The organism is Stenotrophomonas sp. Steno-C18 (assembly GCF_056393195.1).
This window is the reverse complement of sequence record NZ_JBWJOX010000004.1, coordinates 132145-156653: the sequence shown is the minus strand read 5'-3', so window position 1 is coordinate 156653 and position 24509 is coordinate 132145. Positions and strand designations below refer to the sequence as shown.

17 protein-coding genes and 1 riboswitch are annotated in these 24509 nt (G+C 68.3%); of the genes, 7 read left to right on the top strand and 10 right to left on the bottom strand.

Annotated features, from left to right (window positions below; genetic code table 11):
- The first annotated feature begins 170 nt into the window (after positions 1–170).
- The 5 genes from AC06FE_RS10050 (at position 171) to AC06FE_RS10030 (ending at position 7322) form a co-directional block, all read left to right on the top strand.
- Positions 171–1808 (top strand): ArnT family glycosyltransferase, encoded by a 1638-nt coding sequence (locus tag AC06FE_RS10050; RefSeq protein ID WP_243694094.1) that lies wholly within the window; start codon positions 171–173, stop codon positions 1806–1808.
- Between the two features lie 133 nt (positions 1809–1941).
- Positions 1942–2712: a phosphatase PAP2 family protein gene (locus AC06FE_RS10045; protein ID WP_478072966.1), complete on the top strand. Its 771-nt coding sequence runs from the start codon at positions 1942–1944 to the stop codon at positions 2710–2712.
- On the top strand, positions 2709–4370 hold the full coding sequence (locus tag AC06FE_RS10040; RefSeq protein WP_192286337.1) for a phosphoethanolamine transferase: 1662 nt from the start codon (positions 2709–2711) through the stop codon (positions 4368–4370). The genes AC06FE_RS10045 and AC06FE_RS10040 overlap by 4 nt, the downstream gene beginning before the upstream one ends.
- 181 nt (positions 4371–4551) lie before the next feature.
- Complete coding sequence (locus tag AC06FE_RS10035) at positions 4552–6555, top strand: M2 family metallopeptidase (protein ID WP_446541191.1); 2004 nt, start codon at positions 4552–4554, stop codon at positions 6553–6555.
- Between the two features lie 188 nt (positions 6556–6743).
- Positions 6744–7322 (top strand): hypothetical protein, encoded by a 579-nt coding sequence (locus AC06FE_RS10030; RefSeq protein WP_478072965.1) that lies wholly within the window; start codon positions 6744–6746, stop codon positions 7320–7322.
- Positions 7323–7684: 362 nt separating this feature from the next.
- Here the strand turns inward: AC06FE_RS10030 and AC06FE_RS10025 are convergent, their stop codons facing one another.
- Complete coding sequence (locus AC06FE_RS10025) at positions 7685–8101, bottom strand: hypothetical protein (RefSeq protein WP_192286340.1); 417 nt, start codon at positions 8099–8101, stop codon at positions 7685–7687.
- Between the two features lie 70 nt (positions 8102–8171).
- Entirely contained in the window at positions 8172–9392 is a 1221-nt protein-coding gene (locus tag AC06FE_RS10020; RefSeq protein WP_313255496.1) for a multidrug effflux MFS transporter, read from the bottom strand.
- Positions 9393–9718: 326 nt separating this feature from the next.
- Positions 9719–9827, top strand: a riboswitch (glycine riboswitch).
- A gap of 110 nt (positions 9828–9937) precedes the next feature.
- Here AC06FE_RS10020 and gcvP point away from each other — a divergent pair.
- Positions 9938–12802 (top strand): aminomethyl-transferring glycine dehydrogenase, encoded by a 2865-nt coding sequence (gene gcvP / locus AC06FE_RS10015; protein ID WP_478072964.1) that lies wholly within the window; start codon positions 9938–9940, stop codon positions 12800–12802.
- A gap of 234 nt (positions 12803–13036) precedes the next feature.
- On the opposite strand, the gene AC06FE_RS10010 is transcribed toward gcvP, so the two are convergent.
- The 3 genes from AC06FE_RS10010 to AC06FE_RS10000 all read right to left on the bottom strand — a co-directional run bounded on the left by AC06FE_RS10010 (position 13037) and on the right by AC06FE_RS10000 (position 17625).
- A complete protein-coding gene (locus tag AC06FE_RS10010; protein ID WP_478072963.1) occupies positions 13037–15694 on the bottom strand; it encodes a M1 family metallopeptidase in 2658 nt (885 codons plus the stop codon).
- A gap of 158 nt (positions 15695–15852) precedes the next feature.
- The gene (locus tag AC06FE_RS10005) at positions 15853–16812 is read right to left on the bottom strand and encodes an MBL fold metallo-hydrolase (protein ID WP_478072962.1); all 960 of its coding nucleotides are present in this window, start codon (positions 16810–16812) and stop codon (positions 15853–15855) included.
- A 213-nt stretch (positions 16813–17025) separates the two neighbouring features.
- Positions 17026–17625: a nitroreductase family protein gene (locus tag AC06FE_RS10000; RefSeq protein WP_132864558.1), complete on the bottom strand. Its 600-nt coding sequence runs from the start codon at positions 17623–17625 to the stop codon at positions 17026–17028.
- Positions 17626–17921: 296 nt separating this feature from the next.
- On the opposite strand from AC06FE_RS10000, the gene AC06FE_RS09995 reads away from it, so the two are divergent.
- A complete protein-coding gene (locus AC06FE_RS09995; protein ID WP_192286345.1) occupies positions 17922–18743 on the top strand; it encodes a methyltransferase domain-containing protein in 822 nt (273 codons plus the stop codon).
- Here the strand turns inward: AC06FE_RS09995 and AC06FE_RS09990 are convergent.
- Genes AC06FE_RS09990 through AC06FE_RS09970 form a run of 5 tightly spaced genes read right to left on the bottom strand, consistent with a single transcriptional unit; the run spans position 18737 to position 24444 of the window.
- The gene (locus AC06FE_RS09990) at positions 18737–19795 is read right to left on the bottom strand and encodes a metal-dependent hydrolase (protein ID WP_478072961.1); all 1059 of its coding nucleotides are present in this window, start codon (positions 19793–19795) and stop codon (positions 18737–18739) included. The genes AC06FE_RS09995 and AC06FE_RS09990 overlap by 7 nt on opposite strands.
- 32 nt (positions 19796–19827) lie before the next feature.
- Positions 19828–20940 (bottom strand): ABC transporter permease, encoded by a 1113-nt coding sequence (locus tag AC06FE_RS09985; protein WP_478072960.1) that lies wholly within the window; start codon positions 20938–20940, stop codon positions 19828–19830.
- On the bottom strand, positions 20937–22100 hold the full coding sequence (locus AC06FE_RS09980; RefSeq protein ID WP_478072959.1) for an ABC transporter permease: 1164 nt from the start codon (positions 22098–22100) through the stop codon (positions 20937–20939). Before AC06FE_RS09980 ends, AC06FE_RS09985 begins: the two co-directional genes overlap by 4 nt.
- Positions 22085–23095: an HlyD family secretion protein gene (locus AC06FE_RS09975; protein ID WP_478072958.1), complete on the bottom strand. Its 1011-nt coding sequence runs from the start codon at positions 23093–23095 to the stop codon at positions 22085–22087. Before AC06FE_RS09975 ends, AC06FE_RS09980 begins: the two co-directional genes overlap by 16 nt.
- Positions 23092–24444, bottom strand: coding sequence for a TolC family protein (locus AC06FE_RS09970; protein ID WP_478073084.1), 1353 nt, complete (start codon positions 24442–24444; stop codon positions 23092–23094). Before AC06FE_RS09970 ends, AC06FE_RS09975 begins: the two co-directional genes overlap by 4 nt.
- Positions 24445–24509: the final 65 nt, after the last annotated feature.

Sequence of the window (24509 nt, the reverse complement as noted above, 5' to 3'; positions counted from 1 at the left end):
CGAAACGCGCGACAATTTCGACGCGCTTCCTACGTCGGGAGCGCCATCATCCATGCCGACCCCTCTGTGAGCCGCACGTGCGCCCGTCCAACCACCGCTCATCCTCCACCCGACTCTGGTTCGCCATCCTCATCGCGCTGGTGGTCGCCAGCCTGCTGGCCGGCCTGGGCATGCGCTCGCCGACCCCGCCGGACGAACCCCGCTTCGTGCTGGCGGCCCGGCACATGGTCGAGACCGGGCAATGGCTGCTGCCCCATCGCGGCAGCGAGCTGTATGCCGAGAAGCCGCCGACCTTCATGTGGATCCAGGCCGGCACCTACAAGCTGCTGGGCAGCTGGAACCTGTCCTTCCTGCTGCCGTCCCTGCTGGCGGCGCTGCTGACGCTGTGGCTCACCTGGGACATGGCACGCCGCCTTTGGAATCCCCGGGTAGCGCGCTACGCGGTGCTGGCGCTGTTCGTCACCCTGCAGTTCGGCCTGATGGCCAAGCGCGCGCAGATCGACATGGTGCTGGTCGGCATGACCACGCTGGCGCTGTGGGGGCTGGTCCGGCACCTGCTGCTGGGGCCGAGCTGGGGCGCGCTGGCGCTGGCGGCATTTGCCGCCGGGGTCGGCACCGTGACCAAGGGCGTGGGCTTCCTGCCGCTGTTGATGCTGGTCCCGTGGGTGATCTGGCGCTGGCGGCACCCGCAGGCGGCCGGCCCCGGCCGCAGCTGGAAGTGGTGGCTGCTGCTGCCGGCCTTCCTGGCCGGTACCGCCGTGTGGCTGGCGCCGCTGGGCATCGCGCTGCTGCAGAACCCCGACCCGGCCCTGCAGTCCTACGCGAAGGAACTGCTGTTCAAGCAGACTGGCACCCGCTATGCCAACGCCTGGCACCACCACCAGCCGTTCTGGTACTACCTGCAGGTGATGTTCACCCTGTGGGTGCCGGGCAGCCTGTTGTTCCCGTGGCTGGTGCCGGCGTGGTGGCGCCGCTGCCGCCGCGCCGACCCGCGCTACCTCCTGCTGCTGGGCTGGGCGCTGCTGGTGCTGGTGTTCTTCAGCGCCAGCCCTGGCAAGCGCGAGGTCTACATCCTGCCGATGCTGCCGGCGCTGGCGGTGGCCGCGGCCCCGCTGCTGCCCGGCCTGCTGCGTCGCACCGGCGTGCGCTGGGTGCTGATGCTGTACGCGCTGCTGCTGTCCCTGGCCACGCTGGTGGTCGGTTACGGTGCCGTGCATGGCGATGGCTGGGCGCAGCGCAATGCGGTCAAGCGGGCGATCGACCCGTGGGTGCTGCCGCAGGTGGGGTGGTGGCTGATCGGCTTTGCCGTGGCCACCCTGCTGGTCATCGCGGTACTGCGCCTGCGCCGGGCCGGGCTGGCCGTGGTCCTGACCACGGTGCTGCTGTGGTGCATGTATGGCCTGGGCGCGATGCCGGCGCTGGACCCGTACAGTTCCGCGTCGCGGGTGATGGACCAGGTACGTGAGCGGATCGGCCCCGATGCCGAACTGGGCATGGTGGCCTGGCGCGAGCAGAACCTGCTGCAGACCTGGCCGCAGGCCACCGACTTCGGCTTCAAGCGTCCGGTCGCCGGCCAATGGGAAGATGCAGCCCGCTGGGTGGCACAGGCACCGGAGCGCCGCTGGCTGTTCGTGCTGGACAAGGTGATGAGCCCCTGTGCCGACCGCAGCCAGGTGATCGACATCGGCAGCGCCAACCGCAACAACTGGCAATTGCTGCCCGGCACCGCGCTGCAGGCCGACTGCGTGGCGCGCACGCACGGCGTGGTCGACGATGCCGACGCGGCACTCCAGGACGACGGCGACTGAGCCGTCGTGGGCAACGCGCCGGGCCCGTGGACCGGCGCTGAACCTCCCACATATTTACGACATTGCTCCGACCCGTCTCCGACAGAACGGGGCACAGCATGCGCCCATCGAGCCCTGATGGTGCGCCTGTTCCATGCCCCCCTTCGCTTCTGCCCGCCCGTGGCGCCCGGCGCTGCCGGGAGCCCGCCTGGAGTTCGCCACCCGGGCCCTGTTGATCCCCGCCGCGGTGCTGCTGCTTGCCAGCGTCGTGTTGATGGCCGGCAGCGGCGACCAATGGCTGGCTGACCAGCTGTATCGCTGGCAGGGCAGCCGCTGGGCACTGAAGGACGCCTGGTGGAGCAGCCACCTGGTCCACAAGGGCGGCCGCAACCTGAGCTTCCTCGCCGCCGCGCTGGTCATGCTGGCCCTGCTGCGCACCTGGCTCAACGCGTCATGGCGGCCACTGCGTCGCCCGCTGTCCTACCTGCTGATGGCGGTGGCACTGTCCAGTGGACTGGTGTCCCTGCTCAAGAGCTGGACCCACATGGACTGCCCCTGGGACCTGGAACGCTACGGCGGGCTGCGCCCCTTCATCGGCCTGTTCGAGTCGCGCCCGGTCTCACTGGGCCATGCGGCCTGCTTCCCGGCCGGTCATGCCAGCGCCGGCTACGCCTGGCTGGCCATCTACTTCTTCATGCTGCAGGTCCGCCCGCAATGGCGCTGGCCGGCGACCCTCTCCGTGCTGGGGATCGGCTTGGTGTTCGGCATCACCCAGCAGCTGCGCGGCGCGCACTTCCTGTCCCATGACCTGTGGTCGCTGGCGATCAGCTGGACCGTGGCCGTCGGCCTGTACCTGGTCATGTTCGAGCCCTCCCCGTCCACCGCAACCGCAACCCTGCCAAAGGCACCGGGAGAACACGCATGAGCACCACCCTGCCCCGCCCCGGTGCTTCCCGCCTGTCCTGGAGCGCGCTGCGCGACTGGCGCCCGGAGATCAGCAGCGAAGCCTTGATCCTGCTGTCCAGCATCTTCTTCGCCGTGCTGTGCAATGGCCTGTTCTGGCGCAACGCCATGGCCACCAACCCGGGCAACGGCCTGTTCGCGTTGTCCCTGTTCACCCTGCTGGTCGGCGTGCATGCATTGCTGTTCGGACTGCTGGTGTGGCGCTGGAACGCCAAGGTGCTGCTGAGCGTGCTGTTCATCACCACCGCGTTCGCGGTGCACTACATGAGCAGCTTCAACGTGTACCTGGACGCGGACATGCTGCGCAACGTGCTTGCCACCGACCACAAGGAGTCCGGCGAGCTGATGACCGCGGCATTGATCCTGCCCTTGCTCGGCTACGGCGTGCTGCCCACCGCTCTGCTGTGGCGGCTGCGCATCCGCAGGCGCAGCCTTGGCCGCACCTTCCTGTGGCGCGGCGTGTTCCTGCTTGGCGTGGTGCTGGTCACCGCCGCCGGTGCGATGGCGTCCTTCCAGAACATCTCCTCGCTGATGCGCAACCACCGCGAAGTGCGCTACCTGGCCACGCCGGTGAACTACCTGATCGCGCTGAAGCAGAACCTGTCCAGTGCCAGCCCGATCAAGCACCAACCGAAGCAACCGATCGGCACCGATGCCCAGGCCACGCCGCGCGCGGCGGGCAGCAAGCCACGCCTGCTGGTACTGGTGGTCGGTGAAACCGTGCGTGCCCAGAACTGGGGCCTGAACGGCTACGCCCGCCAGACCACGCCGGAACTGGCGCAGACCGGCGCGATCAACTTCCCCGACATGCATGCCTGCGGCAGCAGCACCGAAGTCTCGCTGCCCTGCATGTTCTCGCCCTACGGCCGCCACGACTACGACGAGAAGGCCATCCGCAACCACCAGTCGTTGCTGCACGTACTCGAGCATGCCGGCATCAGCACCCTGTGGCGCGACAACCAGTCCGGCTGCAAGGGCGTATGCGATGGCCTGCAGATCGAACGGCTGGACGATGCCACCCTGCCCGGGCTGTGCGCCAACGGCCGCTGCATGGACGAGATCCTGATCAACGACCTGGCCGCGCAGGTCCGCGCCAAGCCGGGCGACCGCGTGGTGGTGCTGCACCAGCTGGGCAACCACGGCCCCAGCTACTTCGAGCGCTATCCGGCGCAGTTCCGCCAGTTCGCCCCGACCTGCGACACGGCCGACCTGGGCAAGTGCAGCCGCGAACAGATCGTCAACAGCTATGACAACGCGATCCGCTACACCGACCATTTCCTGAGCCGCACCATCGCCAGCCTGCGCGAGATGGGCGACTACGACACCGCCATGATCTACCTCTCCGACCATGGCGAATCCCTCGGCGAGAAAGGCCTGTACCTGCACGGCATGCCCTATGCCATCGCGCCGGAGGAGCAGACCCGGGTGCCGTTGCTGATGTGGTTCTCGCCCGGCTTCGCCGCCGACCGCGGGCTGGACCTGCAGTGCCTGCGCCAACGCACCCAGCAGCGCGCCGACCAGGACAACCTGTTCCCCTCGGTGCTGGGGCTGATGCAGGTGCGGACCTCGGTGTACGACCGCAGCCGCGACCTGTTCGCCGATTGCACGACTCCGTCGTAGGAGCGCCTTCCGGCGCGGGGCCGATGACCCCGCGCCCTGCCAAAGCCAGGAGGCTGCCGGAATCCCGGCTTCGCGGCCGAGGCCGCTCCGGCCGCGCCCCCTCCCTGACCTGGTCCACTTGCAGGGCCCGCCCCGCCCCACTAGCCTTCGCCGGTATTCGCAACCATTACCGGGGATTTCCGTGAAACATCGTCATCTGTTGCTGGCCGCCGCCGTGGGCGTGGCCGTGCTCTCGTTGGCTGCCTGCAAGAAGGAAGGCACACCGGAGGCCGCCAAGCCGGCCACCAGCGCCGCCGCACCGGCCGAAAGCGCCGACCAGTTCATTGCCCGCGTCAACGCCGAGTACAAGGCGATGTACCCGGAGATGACCTCGGCGCAGTGGCTGTCGTCCACCTACATCAACGACGACTCCGCGCGCGTGGCCGCCAAGGCCAACGAACGCTGGCTGACCACCCTCAACGGCTGGATCGAGCAGGCCGGCAAGTACGAGGGCCAGCCGATGAGCGCCGACACCGCCCGCGCGATCAGCCTGCTCAAGCTGATGACCTCGATGCCCGCCCCGCGTGACCCGCAGAAGCTGGCCGAGCTGGCGGCCATCGCCACCAAGCTGGAAGGCGACTACGGCGCCGGCACCTACTGCGTGGGCGAAGGCGACAGCCGCAACTGCCGCCAGCTGGGTGACCTGGAGAAGGTACTGGCCACCTCGCGCGACTACGACAAGCAGCTCGATGCCTGGCAGGGCTGGCAGTCCACCGCCGTGCCGTCGCGCGCCAACTACCAGCGCTTCGTCGAACTGGTCAACGAAGGCGCCCGCGAACTGGGCTATACCGATGCTGGCCAGATGTGGCGCAGCGGCTACGACATGCCGGCCGACCAGGTTGGCCCGGAAACCGATCGCCTGTGGGAGCAGGTCAAGCCGCTGTACGAGCAGGTGCATTGCTATACCCGCGCCAAGCTGGACAAGGAATACGGCAAGGACAAGGCGGAAGTTGGCGGCGGCATGATCGCCGCGCACCTGACCGGCAACATGTGGCAGCAGGATTGGAGCAACCTGTGGGACATGACCGCGCCGTACCCGAACGCGGGCAGCTTGGACATCACCGCCGCGCTGGAAAAGCAGTACCAGACCAACCTCAGCGCCGCCCTGGCCAAGGCCGGTGGCAGCGACCCGGCGAGCCGCTTCAAGGCACAGCGTGACGCGGAGCTGGCCACCGCCCGGCAGATGACCGAGCGCGCGCAGGATTTCTACGTGTCGCTGGGCATGCCCAAGCTGCCGGAGAGCTACTGGCAGAACACCCAGTTCATCAAGCCGATGGACCGCAACGTGGTCTGCCACGCCAGCGCCTGGGACATGAACATGGGCGGTGACGGCAAGGATGTCGGCCCGGACGTGCGCACCAAGATGTGCATCACCCCGACCGAGGAAAACTTCACCACCATCTACCACGAGCTGGGCCACATCTATTACGACCTGGCCTACAACCCGCTGCCGCCGCTGTTCCAGGGCGGTGCCAACGACGGCTTCCACGAGGCCATCGGTGACACCATCGTGCTGGCGATGACGCCGAAGTACCTGAACTCGATCGGTCTGGTCGGTGCGCAGCAGGAAAGCCGCGAGGCCACCATCAACGCGCAGATGCGCATGGCCATGTCCGGCGTGTCATTCCTGCCGTTCGGCCTGATGATCGACCGCTGGCGCTGGGGCGTGTTCGACGGTTCGATCAAGCCGGACCAGTACAACCAGAAGTGGTGGGAACTGAAGGCCCAGTACCAGGGCGTGGCCCCGGCCAGCGCACGCGGCGAGGAGTTCTTCGACGCCGGCGCCAAGTACCACGTGCCGGGCAACACCCCGTACCTGCGCTACTTCCTGGCGCGCATCCTGCAGTACCAGTTCTACAAGGGCCTGTGCGATGCGTCCGGTTACACCGGCCCGCTCAACGAGTGCAGCTTCTATGGCAACAAGGAAGCCGGCCAGAAGTTCTGGGCGATGCTGAGCAAGGGCTCCAGCCAGCCGTGGCAGGCCACGCTCAAGGAGCTGACCGGCAACGACAAGCTCGACGCCGGCCCGATGCTGGAATACTTCGCCCCGCTGCAGGAATGGCTGAAGCAGCAGAACGAAGGCCAGATGTGCGGCTGGACGGCAGCACCGCCGGCAGCCGTCGCCGCACCGACGAGCACGCCGTAAACACGACGGACCGGGTTGACCACGAAGGGCGCCGTTTCGGCGCCCTTCGTTCATCCACGGTCAGGCGCATGACGGAGATCATGCGGATGCGGGCCAGGCTCCACCGGCCCGACATTGACAGCCCGCATTGGCATGAACATCTTGCCCGCCTACTCCTGGAGACCCGAATGCCCCCTGCAGCGCGCACCGTGCTTTTCCTCCTGCTCGCCACGCAGACTGCGGCCGGATGGGCGGCACAACACACCGAGCCCCTCCGCGTCGGCTACACCGAACGCGATCGCGCCTTCGGCTTCACGTTCACACCGCCGGCGGGCAAGGACTGGAAACAGGACAAGTGGGGCAGCGGAAACCTCAGCGTCGACTGGAACGCGGGCTCGACCACCGACAGCAGGAAGATCGAGGCCTACATGACCCGGCCCGATGTCCCGACCAGCCCCCTTTCCGGCTACATCGAGAACATCCGGCGCAAGCTGGAGCAGGACTTCTCCAACAGTCCCGTCGCCACCATCAACCACCTGCAGGTAAGCGAATACCCGGCGGACAAGCGCTGCGCCAGCATCCACCTGCGGCTTGAGCTGCGGCAACCCGCCGCCGATGGACAACGGCAATGGGCCGAGCAATACACCTTGTCCTGCGGTTCGCCGCGCTACGCCGATGTTGGCTACGAGCTGCGCTACTTCCACCGCTACACCGACGCTCACCGCGACCCGAACCTGCAGGCCAAGGCCGAGCAGGTGCTGGGCAGCATGCGGATCGAAGAGGACTGATTACCGGGCCAGGCAGCTGGATGGAAGGCCGCTCCTGCGGATCCCTGGCGACCGGGTCGGTGTGCCATCGGGGCCCATGGCGTCATCGTTGCCGCTTTTCCCGGCACCGTTGCCACTTCCCGCGGCATCGCTGGAACATCCCACCCGATGCCTGCCATCCGAAGCGGCATGACTGACGCTTTTTTCGACATCCGTGCCGCTTCAACGGGCAATGCCGGCGCCCCATGTGACATCACAGGCATAGGGGCGACATCGCTGCACCTTGAAGGGATGGGCCTGCCGCTCCAGGTGACACGCCTGCCGCAGAAACAACAAAGGCGCCCTGGGCGCCTTCGCTGATCCGGCAACTTCCCCGCAGACGCTCAATGCGTGCCAGCGGCGCTCTTCGCGCCCACGCCCAGCTCACCGGCCAGGTTGCGCTTGTAGGTGTCGAAATCGATACCCTGCTCGGCTACCTCCGCGTGCGCGGCGTCCTTCAGTGCGTCGGAATACATCAGGCGCACCGGGGTGTTGTTGTTCTCGTGCCATTCGGCGGCCTGCATGATCAGCGCCAGCACGCGTGCGGCGCTGGTGGTCTCCCCGGCGATCTTGCCGTCCATGCCCAGCACCCACTCGCCGTCGCGGCGGACGATGCCCGCCAGCAGGCTGCGCTGCTGGTCACGCAGTTCGGCGTGCGGCTCGACCTTGGCCTTCGGTGCCGGGTTGGCCTCGGCCTGGTTGCGGGCGCGCTCGGCCAGTTTCTTCTTCGCCTCGCGGCGGCCCTTGGATTGAATCGACATCGTGATGTGCTCTTTGCCGTCGCCGCTGATGGCGGCAGGGATAGTGTCCCCGATCGGGGGTGAAGATGGATCAGGCCGCCGGGGTGTTGCGTTGGGCGCGCTGGCTGATGCGCTCCCACTTCCACATCAGCCCGCTACCCAGCGCGAACAACGCCGCGCCGATGGCCAGGCTCAGGCCACTGCGGCTGAGCAGCGGCGACAGCACGCCGGCGATGACCGCATTGGTCACCAGCGTGCTGAAGGCCTGCATCGAGGAGGCCGTGCCGCGCTGGCGCGGGTACATGTCCAGGATCGCCAGGCTCAGGATCGGGAAGATCAGCGCCACGCCGAACGAATTGAGGGTCAGCGCCAGCACCGCCCACGGCACGCTCATCTGCGGGGCCAACGCGTTGTAGGCGATGTTGTAGACCGCCGCCACCGCCATGAACGCATAGCCGATCCGCACCGCGCGCGCGCCGGCGATGCGCCCGGCCGCGCGGCCGGAGGCATAGGCGCCCAGCGCCATGCCGCCGATGGTCGGGATGAACAACCAGGCGAACTGCTGCTCGTTCAGGTGCAGCAGGTCCAGGATGAAGGCCGGTGCCGAGGCGATGTACAGGAACAGCCCGCCAAAGCCCAGCGAGCCGGCCAGGGCCAGGCGCAGGAAGCGCGGGTTGACCGCGATGCTCCAGTAATCCTGGGCCAGCCGTGCCGGGCGCAGGCTCAGCCGGGCCTGCGGCGGGTGGGTTTCCGGCAGCCACAGGCAGGTAACCACCAGCAGCAGCGTGGAGAACGCCACCAGGAACCAGAAGATGCCCTGCCAATGGCTCCAGCCCAGCAGCCAGCCACCGATGATCGGGGCGATGGCCGGGGCGATGGAAAAGATCATCGACACCTGGCTCATCAGCCGCTGGGCGTCGTCGCCGTCGTACAGGTCACGGATGACCGCCCGGCCGATGATGTAGCCCACGCCGGCGGACAGGCCCTGCAGGCCGCGGAACAGCAGCAGCGAGCCCATGTCGCGCGACAGCGCGCAGCCGATCGAGGCCAGGATGAACACCACCAGCCCACCGATGATCACCCGCTTGCGGCCCAGCGCATCGGACAGCGCGCCGTGGACCAGGCTCATCAGCGCATAGGTGAGCAGGTAGACGCTGATGACCTGCTGCATGGCCAGTTTGTCGGCGCCCATCTGCGCGCCGATCTGCGGGAACGCGGGGAACACCGCGTCGATGGCGAACGGGCCGAACATCGACAACCCGGCCACCAGTGCGGCGATCCGTCGCAGCGAAACCTGCTTGCTTGCTTTCATGGCTTCCTGTGGAACAACGTGCATCGGCACCGGCAGGCACACCGGTGCGGGAGGGAAAATGAACAGGGCCGGACACGGTAACGCCGCGCGGCCATATCGCGCCTGTTTATCCGGACATGAACCCGCGTCAGCCCGCGGTACCGGCCTCCCCGCCCACCGCGTGCAACGCGCGATCCTCGGGCCGGGAACGGAATGGTAATCCAAGCCGGTGCGCAGGTCTGCCCCGGGCTATAATCGGCCAGCTGTACGAACACGGTGGGAGAAGCGGCTGACCCCGCTGCCGAAGGCGCAAACGCCCGTAAATCGCTCAGGCCCGATACCACCTGCACCAAAACTCTGGAGAGACCGGTTCAATCCGGCGCCGAAGGGGCACGAAGCACACGATCCTCGTCGCGTTGCTTCCAAACTCTCAGGCAAAAGGACAGAGGGGCGCGAGGCAAGCCACCGGCTTGCCGGCCGTGATGCCGCCTGCGCGGCAGCAGGGCCGTACCGGTGCTTGCCTGGCTCACCGCCCCAGCCCTGCATGCCTTCTCCGGACGTCAGCCATGACCCAGAACACCCCTTCGCTGCGCGAACTCGAACACTCCTCCGCGTTCGTCGACCGCCACATCGGCCCCAACGATGCCGAAATCGCGCAGATGCTGCGCACCGTTGGCCATGATTCGCTTGAAGCCCTGACCGACGCCATCGTGCCGGGCTCGATCAAGTCGCCGGCACCGCTGGCGCTGCCCGAATCGCTCACCGAGGTCGAGGCGCTGGCCAAGATCCGCGCCATCGCCGGCAAGAACAAGGTGCTGCGCAGCTTCATCGGCCAGGGCTACTACGGCACCCACACGCCGAACGTGATCCTGCGCAACATCCTGGAGAACCCGGCCTGGTACACCGCCTACACCCCGTACCAGGCGGAGATCTCGCAGGGTCGCATGGAAGCGCTGATCAACTTCCAGACCCTGGTCGCCGACCTGACCGGCATGGAGATCGCCAACGCCTCGCTGCTGGACGAAGCCACCGCTGCCGCCGAGGCGATGACCCTGGCCAAGCGTTCGGCCAAGTCCAGGTCCAAGGTGTTCTTCGTGCACGACGCCGTGCACCCGCAGACGCTGGAACTGCTGCGCACCCGCGCCGAGCCGATGGGCATCGAGCTGCAGGTCGGCACCCCGGCCGAAGCCATGACCGCCGACGTGTTCGGCGTGCTGCTGCAGTACCCGGACACCACCGGCCACATCGGTGACCACAAGGCGCTGGTCGAGGCCATCCACGCCCGCCAGGGCCTGGTCGCCGTGGCCACCGACCTGCTCGCGCTGACCCTGATCGCCGCTCCCGGTGAATGGGGCGCGGACATCGCCATCGGCAACAGCCAGCGTTTCGGCGTGCCGTTCGGCTTCGGTGGCCCGCATGCGGCGTTCATGGCCTGCCGTGACGCCTACAAGCGCTCGATGCCGGGTCGCCTGATCGGCGTGTCGGTCGATGCCGAAGGCAAGCCGGCCTACCGCCTCACCCTGCAGACCCGTGAGCAGCACATCCGCCGCGAGAAGGCCACCTCCAACATCTGCACCGCGCAGGTGCTGCTGGCGGTGATGGCCTCGATGTACGCCGTCTACCACGGCCCGGAAGGCCTGCTGCGCATCGCCCGCCGCACCCACCGCCTGGCCGCGATCCTGGCCAGCGCGCTGCGCACGGCCGGTGTTGCTGTGGGCAATGACTTCTTCGATACCCTGCACGTCACCGGCGTCGACGCCGCGGCGGTACAGGCCAAGGCCGTGGCCGCGGGCATCAACGTGCGCGTGATCGATGCCGGCGCGGTCAGCATCAGCTTGGACGAAACCGCCACCCGCGCCGACATCGTCGCGCTGGGCCAGCTGTTTGGTGCCACGGTCGACGTGGATGCACTGGACGCCGCCACCGCCGATGCCCTGCCCAAGGGTCTGCTGCGCACCAGTGCGTTCCTGACCCACCCGGTGTTCAACACGCACCACAGCGAGCACGAGATGCTGCGCTACCTGCGCTCGCTGGCCGACAAGGACCTGGCGATGGATCGCACCATGATCCCGCTGGGCAGCTGCACCATGAAGCTCAACGCCACCGCCGAGATGATCCCGGTGACCTGGCCGGAGTTCGCCAACATCCACCCGCTGGCACCGGCCGACCAGGCGCAGGGCTACAAGGAACTGATCGACGGGCTGGAAGCGATGCTGGTCGAATGTACCGGCTACGACGCGGTGAGCCTGCAGCCGAACTCCGGCGCGCAGGGCGAATACGCCGGCCTGCTGGCGATCCGCGCCTACCACCGCTCGCGCGGCGAAGGCCATCGCGACATCTGCCTGATCCCGGATTCGGCGCACGGCACCAACCCGGCCTCGGCGCAGATGTGCGGCATGACCGTCGTCGTCACCAAAACCGATGCCAACGGCAACGTCGACGTCGAGGACATCCGCCGCAACGCCGAGAAGTACAGCGACCGCCTGGCCGCGATCATGATGACCTACCCGTCCACGCACGGCGTGTTCGAGGAAGAGGTGGTCGAGATCTGCCAGATCATCCACCAGCATGGCGGTCAGGTGTACACCGACGGCGCCAACATGAACGCCCTGGTCGGCGTGGCCAAGCCCGGCAAGTGGGGCTCGGACGTGTCGCACCTGAACCTGCACAAGACCTTCTGCATCCCGCACGGCGGCGGCGGCCCGGGCGTGGGCCCGTGCGCGGTCAAGTCGCACCTTGCCCCGTTCCTGCCGGGCAAGCTCGGTGACAACGGCCCGGTCGGCATGGTCAGCGCGGCCAGCTTCGGCAGCGCCTCGATCCTGCCGATCAGCTGGATGTACATCACCCTGATGGGCACCGCCGGCCTGCGCAAGGCCACCCAGGTGGCACTGCTCAATGCCAACTACATCGCCAAGCGCCTGGCCCCGCACTACAAGACGCTGTACACCGGCCGCAACGGCCTGGTGGCACACGAGTGCATCCTGGACGTGCGTCCGCTGGAGAAGACCTCCGGCATCGGCGCCGAGGACGTGGCCAAGCGCCTGATCGACTTCGGCTTCCACGCCCCGACCCTGAGCTTCCCGGTCGCCGGCACGCTGATGGTGGAGCCGACCGAGAGCGAATCGCAGCACGAGCTGGACCGTTTCATCGACGCGATGATCCAGATCCGCGAGGAGATCCAGGCCATCGAGGACGGTCGCCTGGACCGCGAGGACAACCCGCTCAAGCACGCCCCGCACACCGCCGGCGCGGTGTCGGCCAGCGAGTGGACCCACGCCTATCCGCGCGAACTGGCCGCCTTCCCGCTGCCGTCGCTGAAGCTGCAGAAGTACTGGCCGCCGGTGGCACGCGTGGACAACGTGTACGGCGACAAGAACATCATGTGTGCCTGCATCCCGGTGGATGCGTACAAGGAAGACGTGGAAGCCTGATCGGCTTCTGCGTTGGCTTGATGTGACAAAGCCAGCCGGTGCAAACCGGCTGGCTTTTTGTTTGGGCGCTGGGGGCTGAGAGCTAGAAGCCGCCCTCACCCCAACCCCTCTCCCGCAGGCGGGAGAGGGGCTTTAAAGCGGCAATTGCCAGCAATGCTTCAACCTGCAGGGAACTGAGCCCCTCTCCCGCCTGCGGGAGAGGGGTTGGGGTGAGGGCAGCCTCCCCAAAGCGCCTCAGTACCCGTTCTTCCGCAACCAGGCATCCACCTGTGGCTTGCGCTCGGCGCGCAGCTTCACCCGCGTCTGGATACCGGCGATCACCGTCTCCGCATCGCGGCGCGAGGTGGCGGCGATGTACTTGTCGGCGAAGGCGTTGATCTTGTCGACCATCTGCAGGTTGTCGGCCGAGGCCCCCAGCTGCGGGAAGTAGCCTGCCCGCGAGGTACCGTCCACCAGCGTCTCCACCTTCTCGCGGTTGGCCACCGCGAAGTCGAAGGCCAGGTCCGGGTGCTCGCGCGACACGCCGCCGATCATGCCGGCACCGTTGGTCGCGCCCGGCTCTTCGGTCAAGGCCATGTCCAGCGCACGCTGTGCCAGCGTCACGTCCTTGCTCTGCGCCAGCAGGTGGTAGTACTGGTCGCGCACCATCGAGGACGTCTCCTTCTTCGCCAGGGCATGCAACTGCTCCCAGGTCGCGGCATCGGCGTGTCGTGCGACCACGCCCAGCACGGTGCGGCGCAACTCCGGCGACAGCGATTCGGGCTTGGCCAGGAAGGCGGCGAAGCGGCGGCGCGCTTCGGCGATCACCTGCGGGTCGTCCATCGCGCCGAGCATGGCGATCAGGCCGCCGCGCAGCTGGCGCGTCTGCGCCGATTCGCCGTCCCGGTCATCCCAGCCCAGCGAGGCCAGCACCGGCTCCAGACGGGCGTAGGCGTACTTGCGGAATGCCGCCTGGCGCGTGGCATCACCTTCGAACAGGTCGTCCAGCCCACCCAGCGTGCGCGACACGCGCTGCCACAGGTCCGGCGGCGCATCGCCGGCCACCTTGGCGGTGAGGTCCAGCGTATCGGCCTCCGGCTGCAGGCCGACGGCTGCCAGCGCGCTGGCATCCATCATCACCCCGAGCTGGTCGACCACCGGCAGGCGCTCGAAGCCATCGCTCAATGCCTTGAACTGCTCCGGCGAGTACAGCGTGCGGTAGTAGCCCTTCTGCCCGGCGTTGACCAGTACCGGCCCGGCGCAGCCCGGCAGGTCGACGGTGGCGCTGCCGTCGACCAGGGTACGCACGTCCTTGCCGTCGGCGCCGCGCACGGTCACCGGCACGCGCCAGCGCAACGGCTGCTTGTCCTTGCGGTCGATGGTGTATTCGCCCTGCTGCAGCGTCACCCGGGTCTTGCCGTCGATGCAGGCGCTGGCGCTGCGGATCAGCGGGATGCCCGGCTGCAGGGTGAAATCGTGTGCCACTTCGATGAACTGCTTGTCCGGCGCCGCCTTGGCGATCTCGCGCCAGAGGTCATCGGTGACCGCATTGCCGTAGGCATGCGCGCGCACGTAGCTGCGCACACCATCGCGCCATGCGTCGCTGCCCACGTAGTCCTCGAACATGCTGATCACCGCCGCGCCCTTGCCGTAGGTGATGCCGTCGAAGGCCTGGCTGGCCTGCTCCACGGTGGCCACGTGCTGCACGATCGGATGCGTGGTCGCCATCGCATCGCGCCCCATCGCACCACGGCTGGTCATGGCCGCGTCGACGTTGTTCAGGTCCCACTCCGGGTGCAGCTTGCGGGTGGTGCGGCCTTCCATCCAGGTGGCGAAGCCTTCGTTGAGCCACAGGTCGTCCCACCACGCCATGGTCACCAGGTTGCCGAACCACTGGTGCGCGATCTCATGCGCGGCGATGCTGAAGACCGCCTGCTTGTCCGAGACGCTGGAAACCGCCGGGTCCAGCAACAGCGCGTATTCGAAGGTGAAGATCGCGCCCCAGTTCTCCATCGCGCTGAAGAACTGGCTGCCGCCCGGCGCGGCCACGTTGTCGAGCTTGGGCAGCGGATACGGCACGCCGAAGTAGTCGTTGTACTCGGCGATCACGTCACGGCTGGCGTCCAGCGCGAACTGCGCCTGCGACAGCTTGCCGGCCGGCACCACCACGCCGATCTCGGTGCCGTTGTCGGCGGTGACGGCGCTGCGCTCGAACTCGCCGGCCGACATGAAGAGCAGGTAGGTCGACATCTTCGGCGTGGTCTGGAAGACCACCTGCTTGAGCCCGTTGCCCAGCTCGCGGGTGGCGGTGGCCGGCATGTTGCTCACCGCCATCTGCGCGCTGGGCACATTGAGGGTCAGGTCGAAGGTGGCCTTGAACCCCGGCTCGTCCCACGAGGGGATGAAGCGCCGCGCATCGGAGTTCTCGAATTGGGTGAACAGCGCGCGCTTCTTGCCCGAGTCGGTCGGGTAATCCAGCGCGAACAGCCCGTTGGCCTGGGTATTGATGGTGCCGCGGTACGCGGTGCTCAGCGTGTAGCGCCCCGGTGCCAGCGGCTTGTCGAAGGCGAAGGTGGCGGTCTGGTTGTCGGCATCGACGCTGACCTTGGCGACCAGCGGCTGGCCCTTGCCGCCATCACTGAGGCGGCTGTCGCCGAACTCCAGCGCAGCGGCCTGCAGCACGATGCGGTCGGTGGCCGACAACACCTCGATGTCGATGCTCACCTTGCCGTCGAAACGCATCTGCTCCGCATGCGGGGTGATCTCCACCCGGTAGTGCAGCGGCTTGGCCGTGCGCGGCAGCTGGGTGGTGATCTCGGCGACGCCCGGCGCCGAGGGAGCGACCTGCGCGAACGAAGGAACGGCAACAGTGGCCAACGCCACCGCAATGGCTGCAGCAAGGGAGCAACGCATCAAGTCTTCTCCTGGACGGAAGAAACAAAGGGATGAACGACAGTGCGCCGATCATCCGCTTCGCCCAGGGGTGCCGACAGCGCCGGAAGTCATACCGGCGCCGATGCACGCGTTGCCGGCGGCGCCGTGGATCTCAAATCATCACGGCGCGACGGCGATTACTTCCACTCCATCTCACCCTTGGCCACCTTGGCACTGAGCACCAGCGAGTCGGCGCCCTTCAGGGACGGATAGCGCTTCTGCATGGCCTCGACCAATTGCGCAGCATCCTTCGCCTTGGCGGCCTCCTCGTCGAAGGCACGGATGTAGTCGGCGGTGAACGTCACCGCGGCTAGGTCCTGCGGCGCGCCTTCGGCGTAGTGGCCGGGGATCACGCGCGCCGGCTGCAACGCGGCGATGCGCTCCAGCGCGGCCAGCCAGTCCTGGTGCGACTGCGGCGTCTGCGTATCGGCCATGAACACATGTTGCCCGGCATCCACCAGCACGCCGCCCATCACCGTGCGGATCGACGGCACCCACAGCGCGGTGCGCTCGGGGCTGGGACCCTCCAGGCCGATGACCTTCAGCGCCTGCCCTTCCAGCGTCAGCGTGTCGCCCTGCAGCGGCGTCGGCACCAGCAGCTCGGCCGGCGCGTTCGCGCCGAGTTGTGGCCCCCACACCTTCAGCTTGGCGTCCTTGGTCGCCTGGATGTGCGCCACCGTCTGCGGCGTGGCGACGATCCGCGCGTCCGGGAATGCGGCATGCAGCGTGGACAGGCCGAAATAGAAGTCCGGGTCGCCGTGGCTGATGTAGATGGTGGTCAGCTGCTTGCCGGACGCCTTGATCTTCTCCACCAGTTGGGCGGCCTCGGCGGTGGAGAACTGCGCATCGACCAGGATGGCCTCGCGCGCGCCACTGACCAGTTCGGAGGACACCGCGAAGATGGCGCGCTCGCCCGGGTTGAACACCTCCACCGACAAGGGCGCCGGCGCAGGCGTCACCGTTTCCCCGGCGGCCACCGCCGGGACCTGTGGGGCATCCGCCGTGGCCGGCGCATTCCGGTCACAGGCCGCCAGCAGGGCCGTGGCCAGCAACAGGGCAACCGGCAGCAGGTGTTGGGGGTTCGTCTTGAGCTTCATGGAGTCTCCCGGGTTCGGATCGACACCGCCGCGATGGTGCGCGGCAGCGTGCAGTGGTGCGTGCAGGCCGGCAATGCTGGCAAGGCAACGGTTAGCGGGCCGTCAAACGGCCGGCGCGAGCCCTAATGCACGTCCATGGAAAAGCCCGCCAGCGAACTGGCGGGCCATCCGGCTTGCATCAACGCGTGGGGGAGAGCGTCGTGCCGACGAGGATCAGCCGAACACCTTGAAGCGGGCTTCGTCTTCCATGTAGGTCTTTTCGCCGTGCGGGGCCTCGTTGGAACCGAACGGCATCTGCGCGCGCAGGGTCCAATGGGCCGGCACGCCCCAGGCTTCACGCACGCCCTGGTCCACCAGCGGGTTGTAATGCTGCAGGCTGGCACCGATGTCGGCATCGGCCAGCGCGGTCCAGACCGCGAACTGCGCCATGCCGTTGGACTGCTCGGCCCAGACCGGGAAGTTGTCGGCATACAGGGCGAACTGCTCCTGCAGGCCCTTGACCACGTCGGTGTCGACGAAGAACAGCACGGTGCCGGCGCCGGCGGCGAAGCTGTTGAGCTTGCCTTCGGTGGCGGCGAACGCTTCGGCCGGGACGATCTTGCGCAGTTCGTCCTTGGCACGCTCCCAGAACTTCTGGCTCTCGGCACCGAACAGGATCACCGCACGCGAGGACTGCGCGTTGAAGGCCGACGGCGCCTCGCGCACGGCCTGCTTGATCAGGTGGGTGACGTCGTTCTGGCTCACCGGCAGGCTCTTGCCCAGGGCGTACTGCGAACGGCGCTTCTTGAACAGGGAAATGGCTTGGCTGGACACGGTCGAATCCTCTTGGAGATGGAAGCAGACCGGCGGGCTGCCGATCCGTGCTTGACGGGGCCCATTTTATTTGCCGACAAATTCAGAACAATTACCCATTAACCAATAAATCGTTTCATTTTCAGAACAAATATCGCAGCCACCTGCGATCCAAGGCCCAGCCAGCGGCGGCAGGCCCTGGCGCGGCCCGCTGATAACCCCCCGTTTCCAGCACAGAGCCGCTGGTCATCAGCGCGCATGCGCCGCGCTAACGGTTACTGGCGATACTTTCCTGATCCCTGCAACGCGCTGTACCCATGACGCTCAACGACTTCCCCTACCTGCACGGCTTCTCCGCCACCGAGCAGGCCCGGCTGCGCAAACAGGCGCGGCTGTTCGAACCGTCCATCTTCCAGGACATCGACTTCGGCAACTCCCGCCACGTGCTCGAAGTGGGCAGCGGGGTGGGCGCGCAGACCGAGATCCTGCTGCGCCGCTTCCCGGACCTGCAGGTCACCGGCATCGACCTCAACGAGCGCCAGCTGGCCGCCGCCAACGAACACATGGCGCAGATGCCGTGGCTACGCGAGCGCTGCAGCTTCCAGCGTGCCGATGCCACCGACCTGCCGTTCGAGCCACGCAGCTTCGACGGTGCGTTCCTGTGCTGGGTGCTCGAACACGTCCCCTCCCCGGCCCGCGCACTGGCCGAAGTACGGCGCGTGCTCAGCCCCGGCGCGCCGGTGTACGTGACCGAGGTGATGAACGCCTCGTTCCTGCTGGACCCGTACTCGCCCAACCTGTGGCGCTACTGGATGGCCTTCAACGACTTCCAGATCGACAGCGGCGGCGACCCGTTCGTCGGCGCCAAGCTGGGCAACCTGCTGCTGGCCGGCGGCTTCCGCGACGTGCAGACCCGCACCAAGACCGTGCACCTGGACAACCGCGAGCCGGCCCGGCGCAAGGTGATGTTCGCGCTGTGGGAGGAGCTGCTGCTGTCGGCGGCCGACCAGTTGCTGGAAGCCGGCAAGGTCGACGCGGCCACGGTCGACGGCATGCGCCGCGAGTTCGGCCAGGTGCAGAACGACCCGAATGCGGTGTTCTTCTATTCCTACGTGCAGGCCCAGGCCACGGTCTACTGAACGCCCGCGGCAGCCGGCCGGTCCTGCGGGGCCTGCCAGATCCGCTGCCACACCTGCCCCAGTCGCTGCCGCAGCACGCCGCGGTTGCCGGCTTGCCGGTAGGCCGGCAGCACCTGGCGCGGGGCGATGCCCCGCCAGCCATCCCCGTCGGCCGCGGCCACGGCGAAGTTGAAGTTGTAGTCCGGCTCCAGCCCCATGCGCAGGTCACTGAGCACCAGCTCGCCGTCCTGCACCTGGGCGCGCATGAAACCGTGGTTGAACCAGGCCAGCCGCGCGACTGCGGGCAGGTCCGCGGCCTGGCGCAGGGCCTGCACGTTCGACGGATGGCCGCTGAACTGCATCGGGCCGTGGTCGGCCCACAGCGAGCGGTCGCCGACGACATAGCCCTGCGGGGTCATCGCCACCACCCGCCACAGGACGGTATTGAAGGGCATCGGCACCGAGAAGCGCGGCGCGTCGGCCAGCCCCATGCGGGCCAGCGCCTGGTCGGCGGCGCGATCGACCTGCGCCTTGGCCAGCAGCGACCAACCCAGGTAGCCCGTGCTCAGCACCAACCCCAGCACCAGTGCCCGCTGCGCCAGCGGCATGGCCCGCGCGAACCACGCCACCGTACAGCCAAGCAGCAACCACACGGTGTACAGCGGGTCGATGATGAAGACGCTGGACCACATCGTCGGTGGCGGTGCCAGCGGCCACCACAGCTGCGTGCCGTAGACGGTGAAGGCATCCAGCAGCGGATGGGTGACCAGCGCCAGCACGATCGCCCACCACCAGCGCGCCGGCGCGGCGGCCACCCGGCCCTTGCCGTAGCGGCGGAACAGCCACCAGATCAGCGTGCCCAGCAACGGCAGCACGAACAGCGAGTGGCTGAAGCTGCGGTGGATGGTCATCAGGCTCACCGGGTTGTCGGTGAAGGCCCAGATCAGCGCCCCATCCAAGTCTGGCAACGTGGCCAGCGCCGCACCTGCCAGCAGGGCGGCACGACGGTGGGCGGCAGGCGTGGTGGCGGCGGCGATGGCACCGCCAAGGACGATCTGGCTGAGGGAATCCATGCGCCGATGCTAGCAGCCGTCCGGCCGCCGCTTCACCCCCGCGGGGTGCCGCGCAGCCGCCAGCAGGCCAGCGCACCGTAGAGCAGCGCCAGCAGCCCCAGGTTGAGCAGCTCCCCGCCCACCTCCGGCAGCCGCGCGCCCATCTGCTGGGCCCGGACGATGGCATTGATGCCGGGGGTGGTCGGCAGCAACTTGGCCAGGGCCACCAGCAGCGGCGGCGAGGCCAGCGCCGGCCAGGACAGGTTGGACAGGAAGAACAGCGGGATCGACACCCCGGTGACGTACTGGAAGGCGCGTTCGCGGGTGCTGAAGAAGCTGCCGACGAACAACCCGAACGGCACCGTTGCCAGTGCGAACAACAGCACCGACAGCATCAGCACCGGCACGTTGCCGCCGCGCGGGTAGTCCTGCACCCAGGCGGTGAAGCCCACGTAGTACAGCAATCCGCACACGCCCACCAGCACGAACGCCGCGCCCATCCCGAGCAGTGAGGGCGCGTCGAACCGCAGGCGACGGCCCAGCTGCGCGCGCCGGCTGCCCAGCAGCACGCCGATACCGAGCAGCAGCGTCTGGTGCACGATCAGCTCCGACACGCCCGGCACCACGCTGCTGCCATAACCTTCGCGGGTGTTGTAGAGCGGGCGTTGCACCAGCACCAGCGGCGCCGCCTGCGGCGCCCCCATGAACGCGGCCTGGTGCACCGCCTGCTGGCGCGCGAACGCGGTGACGCCTTCGGCCAGCCCACTGAGGATCGCGCTGGCCCGGCTCAGATAGGCACCGTTGCCCAGCAGCACCAGTTCACCGCTGCCACCGCGCAGGATGTCGCGTTCCAACCGCGCCGGAATCAACACGATGCCGTCCACCTGCCCGGCCTCCAGCTGCGCCCTGGCCTGGGCCAGGTCCGCCGGTTGCGATACCACCTGCACCACGCGCAACGCATCGACATGGCGGACCAGCGCGCGGCTGGTCGCGCTGCGGTCGGCATCGACCACTGCGATCGGCAGCGCGCTGGCCACCTGGTGCCGGTACGCGGCCGGGTAGAAGAACGAGTACAGCAGCACCGCGCCGACCATCACCGTCACCGCTGCCTGGTCGGCGAACACCGCCAACAGCGTGGTGCGGAAGGCGGTCAGCACGCGCCTCATGCCGGCACCGGCGCACGCGCGGCACGCAGCAGGCGCAGCCCGCCCAGGCCACCGCTGACCAGCGCCATCAGCAACAGCACCGCCAGCGGCTTCAGCGATACCTGCCATGGCGAACCCATGAACATCTGCTGCATCTGCACCTGCACGTAGGCGGTCAGCGGCAGCAGGGCGTTCCATACCCGGGTGAACAGCGGTGCCTCGATCACCGGGAACGTCGCCCCGGAGAATGCCAATGCCGTGCCGATGGTCAGGCCCACCAGCGACAGGCCGCTGCCCATGTCGCGCGCCACCGCGACGAACAGCAACCCGAAGCAGCAGCAGGCCAGGTAGAACAAGGGCTGGGCCAGCAGCAACAGGCCCAGGCTGCCGTTGATGCCGTCGCCGCGCAGGTAACCCAGGTACAGCACGCCCAGTCCGCCGTACAGCGAGAACAGCGCCACGTAGGGAAACAGCTTGCCGGCGATCGCCGCCCACGGCCGTTGCCCCAGCCAGTCGGCCAACAGGCCGTCGCGACGCTCGCGGCCGAACGCACCGCCGGCGGCCAGCGCGGCCAGCAGCGACAACACCGCCGGGAAAATCAGCGGCAGCAGGAACAATTCATAGCTGCGCGCCGGGTTATGCAGCACCGTGGCCTGCACGCTGACCGGTGCCGCACGCAGCCTGGTCGGCCCGGTCTGGCGGGCGATCTGCTCCTTCAGCAGGCGTGCGTTGTAGGCTGCGACCGCATCGGCGATGTCACGCCCGGCCGATTGCCCGGTGGCCATGTAGGTGGCGTTGTAGAACGCATAAACCGGTGCCTCCTCGCCCCGCAGTGCACGCCGGCTCATGTCGCGCGGCACCAGCACCACGGCGAATACCTCCAGCGCGCGCAGCTGTGCCTGCGCCTCCTGCAGCGCGGCCGGCTGGCTGACGATCGCCAGCCCGGGGCTGGCATCGAGCGTGCGCGCCAGCCCGCGGCTGGCCGGGCTGGCGTCCAGGTCCACCAACGCCACCGGCACCTGCCGCAGCACGGCGCCGGAGAACAACCACATCATCAGCGCCATCAGCAGCCACGGCAGCAGGGTGACCAGTCCCAGCTCCCAGCGGTCGCCGCGCCAATGGCGCAGCTCGCGCCGTACCGAGGCGACGAACGCGCTGCCCGGGCTCAGCCCTGCGGCCATGCGAACAGCACGCTCATGCCGGGGCGGAAGCCCTCGATGGGCTGGCGCGGCCGCACCCGCACCTCGAAGCTGCGCACGTCGTAGCCGGATGACTGACGGGTGCTGCGCCAGGTCGCGTAGTCACCGGCCGGGTTGATGAAATACACCTCGAAGGCGGCCTTGCGCCCACCCAGCGCCGGAATGTTGCCCTCCACCACCGCACCGGGCTTGAGGCCATGCAGCTGGTCCTCGCGCAGGTGCATGGCCACCCACATCCGGTCGATGTCCACCAGCGTGAACACCGGGTAGCCGGCCGGCACCAGTTCGCCGACATCGGACATGCGCTTGCCCACTTCGCCGGCCTGCGGCGCGCGGCCCAGGGTCTCCTGCCGCGCGGCATCCACCTCGGCCTTGGCTCCCTCCGCCTGGCGCACCTGCGCCAGCGCGGCCTGCTTATCCTGGGTACGGGCACCGGCCAGGGCCAGGTCGTACTGCGCGCGCGCGGCACGGGCCAGTTCCTCCGAACTGCGCGCCTGCGCCTGCGCCTCGTCGCGCTTCTGCCGGGTCATCACGCCTTCGCGGTACAGGTTGTCCAGCCGCCGGAAAGTGCTGGTGGCCAGCTCGGCGCCGGCCAGCGCGCGCCGCCAGTTGGCCTCGGCGGCACGGATGTCCTCGCTGCGTGCGCCCTCCTCCGCCTTGGCCGCCATCGCCTGCGCCGCGGCCACCACCGCCTCGGCCTGGCGCTCCTTGGCCGCCACCTCCGGGCTGTCCAGCTCGAACAGCACCTGGCCGGCGCTCACCCGGTCGCCCTCGCGCACCCGCAGGCGCTCCAGCCGCGCGGTGACCTTGGCCGAGACATTGATGTTGTCGGCATCGGCCATGCCCTGCACCTGGTCGCGCGGCGTGCGCAGCCCCAGCCACAGGCCGATCACGACCAGCAGCAACAACAGCACGCCACCGATGGCGAAGAGGCGGCGTTGCCGCGGGTTGGCTTCCGCCTGCAGGGAGTCGCTCATTCCAGCACCTTGTCCGCACGCCGGCGGAAGTCGTCATACCGTTGCAGTTGCCCGCTCACTTCCAGCAGCTGGGCCAGCGCCACGTCGAACTGGTAGGCGGCCTGGGCGCGCTCCACCCGCGCCCCGCCCAGTGCCAGCCGCGCGTCGATCACGTCCAGCGAGGTGGCCTGCCCTTCGCGGAAGGACAGCTCCTGCAGGCGCAGGTTCTCCTCGGCCTGGGCGATGCTGCTGTCGAGCAGGCGGAACTGCGCGCGCGCGGTGTCCAGTTCGTTCCAGGCCTTGCCGACGCCGAGCTGCAGCTGGTTCTCCACTTCGCTGATGCCGGACTGCGCCTGCTCCAGCTGCGCGCGCGCGGCGCTGACCTGCAGTGGCCGCGCGTTGGGAGAGAGGAAGGTGTAGCGCAGGCCGATCCCGAACGCCCAGTCGGCGTCGGTCAGCAGTGCATCGCGGCGGCGCAGGTCGTACTGGCCGAACAGGTACAGCTGCGGCTTGAGCTTGGCCTGTTGCACGCGCACGCCCTGCTCGGCCTGCGCCGCCAGCGCGCGCATGCGGTCGACCTGCGGATGCCGCTGCAGCGCACTGCGCTCGAATTCCTCGCGCGTGCCGAGCGGTGCGCTGATGACGAACAGCGGCGAGCTCGTGCCCACCGTGCCGCCGCTGCGCAGCAGGGTTGCCAGCGCCTGCTGCAGCGTGGCCAGGTCGTTGACCGCCTTCTGGTACTCGCGCTCGGCCTTGTCGCGCGCGACGTTGGCCTGCAGCCGTTGCGCCTTGGTGGCGAAGCCCTCGCGCTCGAGCTTCTGCGCGTCCTGCAGGTGGCGCTCCAGGCCATCGCGCACCTCGCGTCGCACCTGCACCGCCTGCTCCGCCAGCTGCTGGCCGAAGTAGGCCTGCACCAGCTGCAGCGACAACGATTGCCGCTGCGCCTCGCGCTCGGCCTGCGCCATCGTGGTGGCGGCCTGCGCGGCCTGCTGGGCGGCGGGAATCAACCCGCCGCTGTACAGCGGCAGCGTCGCGGTGATGATCGGTCGGGTGCGCCAATCCCGCTCCACGAACTCCAGTGGGGACTCGATGCCGAATGCCTCGGCCACCGGCGCCAGCGAGCCCAGCGGCAGGTTGAGGGTCTTCTGGAACTGCATGCGACGCACGTCACCGGTGATCTCCGGCAAGCGCAGGTAATGGGTGGCGTCCTGCAGGTCCTGCTTGTTGCGCACCCCGGCCTGGGCCGCGGCCAGCGCATCGGAAACCTGCTCCAGCCGCTCGCGGGCCTGCTCGAAGCTCAGCGCCGGCACGTCCGCTGCCAGGGCGGCCGGTGCCAGCCACGCACAGGCCACCGCCACGCAGATCCTTATCGTTACCGGCTGTTTCGCTGCCACCCGGACACTCCCTGTTTCCACAGCTGGGGCCAGCATAGCTG

What these genes read in the sequence shown, in the direction of transcription:
- AC06FE_RS09985 (WP_478072960.1), bottom strand. Translation starts at nt 20,940, where the DNA reads ATGAGGCGCGTGCTGACCGCCTTCCGCACCACGCTGTTGGCGGTGTTC.
- AC06FE_RS10005 (WP_478072962.1), bottom strand. Translation starts at nt 16,812, where the DNA reads ATGAAGCTCAAGACGAACCCCCAACACCTGCTGCCGGTTGCCCTGTTG.
- AC06FE_RS10050 (WP_243694094.1), top strand. Translation starts at nt 171, where the DNA reads ATGCGCTCGCCGACCCCGCCGGACGAACCCCGCTTCGTGCTGGCGGCC.
- AC06FE_RS09995 (WP_192286345.1), top strand. Translation starts at nt 17,922, where the DNA reads ATGACGCTCAACGACTTCCCCTACCTGCACGGCTTCTCCGCCACCGAG.
- AC06FE_RS10025 (WP_192286340.1), bottom strand. Translation starts at nt 8,101, where the DNA reads ATGTCGATTCAATCCAAGGGCCGCCGCGAGGCGAAGAAGAAACTGGCC.
- AC06FE_RS10010 (WP_478072963.1), bottom strand. Translation starts at nt 15,694, where the DNA reads ATGCGTTGCTCCCTTGCTGCAGCCATTGCGGTGGCGTTGGCCACTGTT.
- AC06FE_RS10045 (WP_478072966.1), top strand. Translation starts at nt 1,942, where the DNA reads ATGCCCCCCTTCGCTTCTGCCCGCCCGTGGCGCCCGGCGCTGCCGGGA.
- AC06FE_RS09975 (WP_478072958.1), bottom strand. Translation starts at nt 23,095, where the DNA reads ATGAGCGACTCCCTGCAGGCGGAAGCCAACCCGCGGCAACGCCGCCTC.
- gcvP (WP_478072964.1), top strand. Translation starts at nt 9,938, where the DNA reads ATGACCCAGAACACCCCTTCGCTGCGCGAACTCGAACACTCCTCCGCG.
- AC06FE_RS09990 (WP_478072961.1), bottom strand. Translation starts at nt 19,795, where the DNA reads ATGGATTCCCTCAGCCAGATCGTCCTTGGCGGTGCCATCGCCGCCGCC.
- AC06FE_RS10020 (WP_313255496.1), bottom strand. Translation starts at nt 9,392, where the DNA reads ATGAAAGCAAGCAAGCAGGTTTCGCTGCGACGGATCGCCGCACTGGTG.
- AC06FE_RS09980 (WP_478072959.1), bottom strand. Translation starts at nt 22,100, where the DNA reads ATGGCCGCAGGGCTGAGCCCGGGCAGCGCGTTCGTCGCCTCGGTACGG.
- AC06FE_RS10040 (WP_192286337.1), top strand. Translation starts at nt 2,709, where the DNA reads ATGAGCACCACCCTGCCCCGCCCCGGTGCTTCCCGCCTGTCCTGGAGC.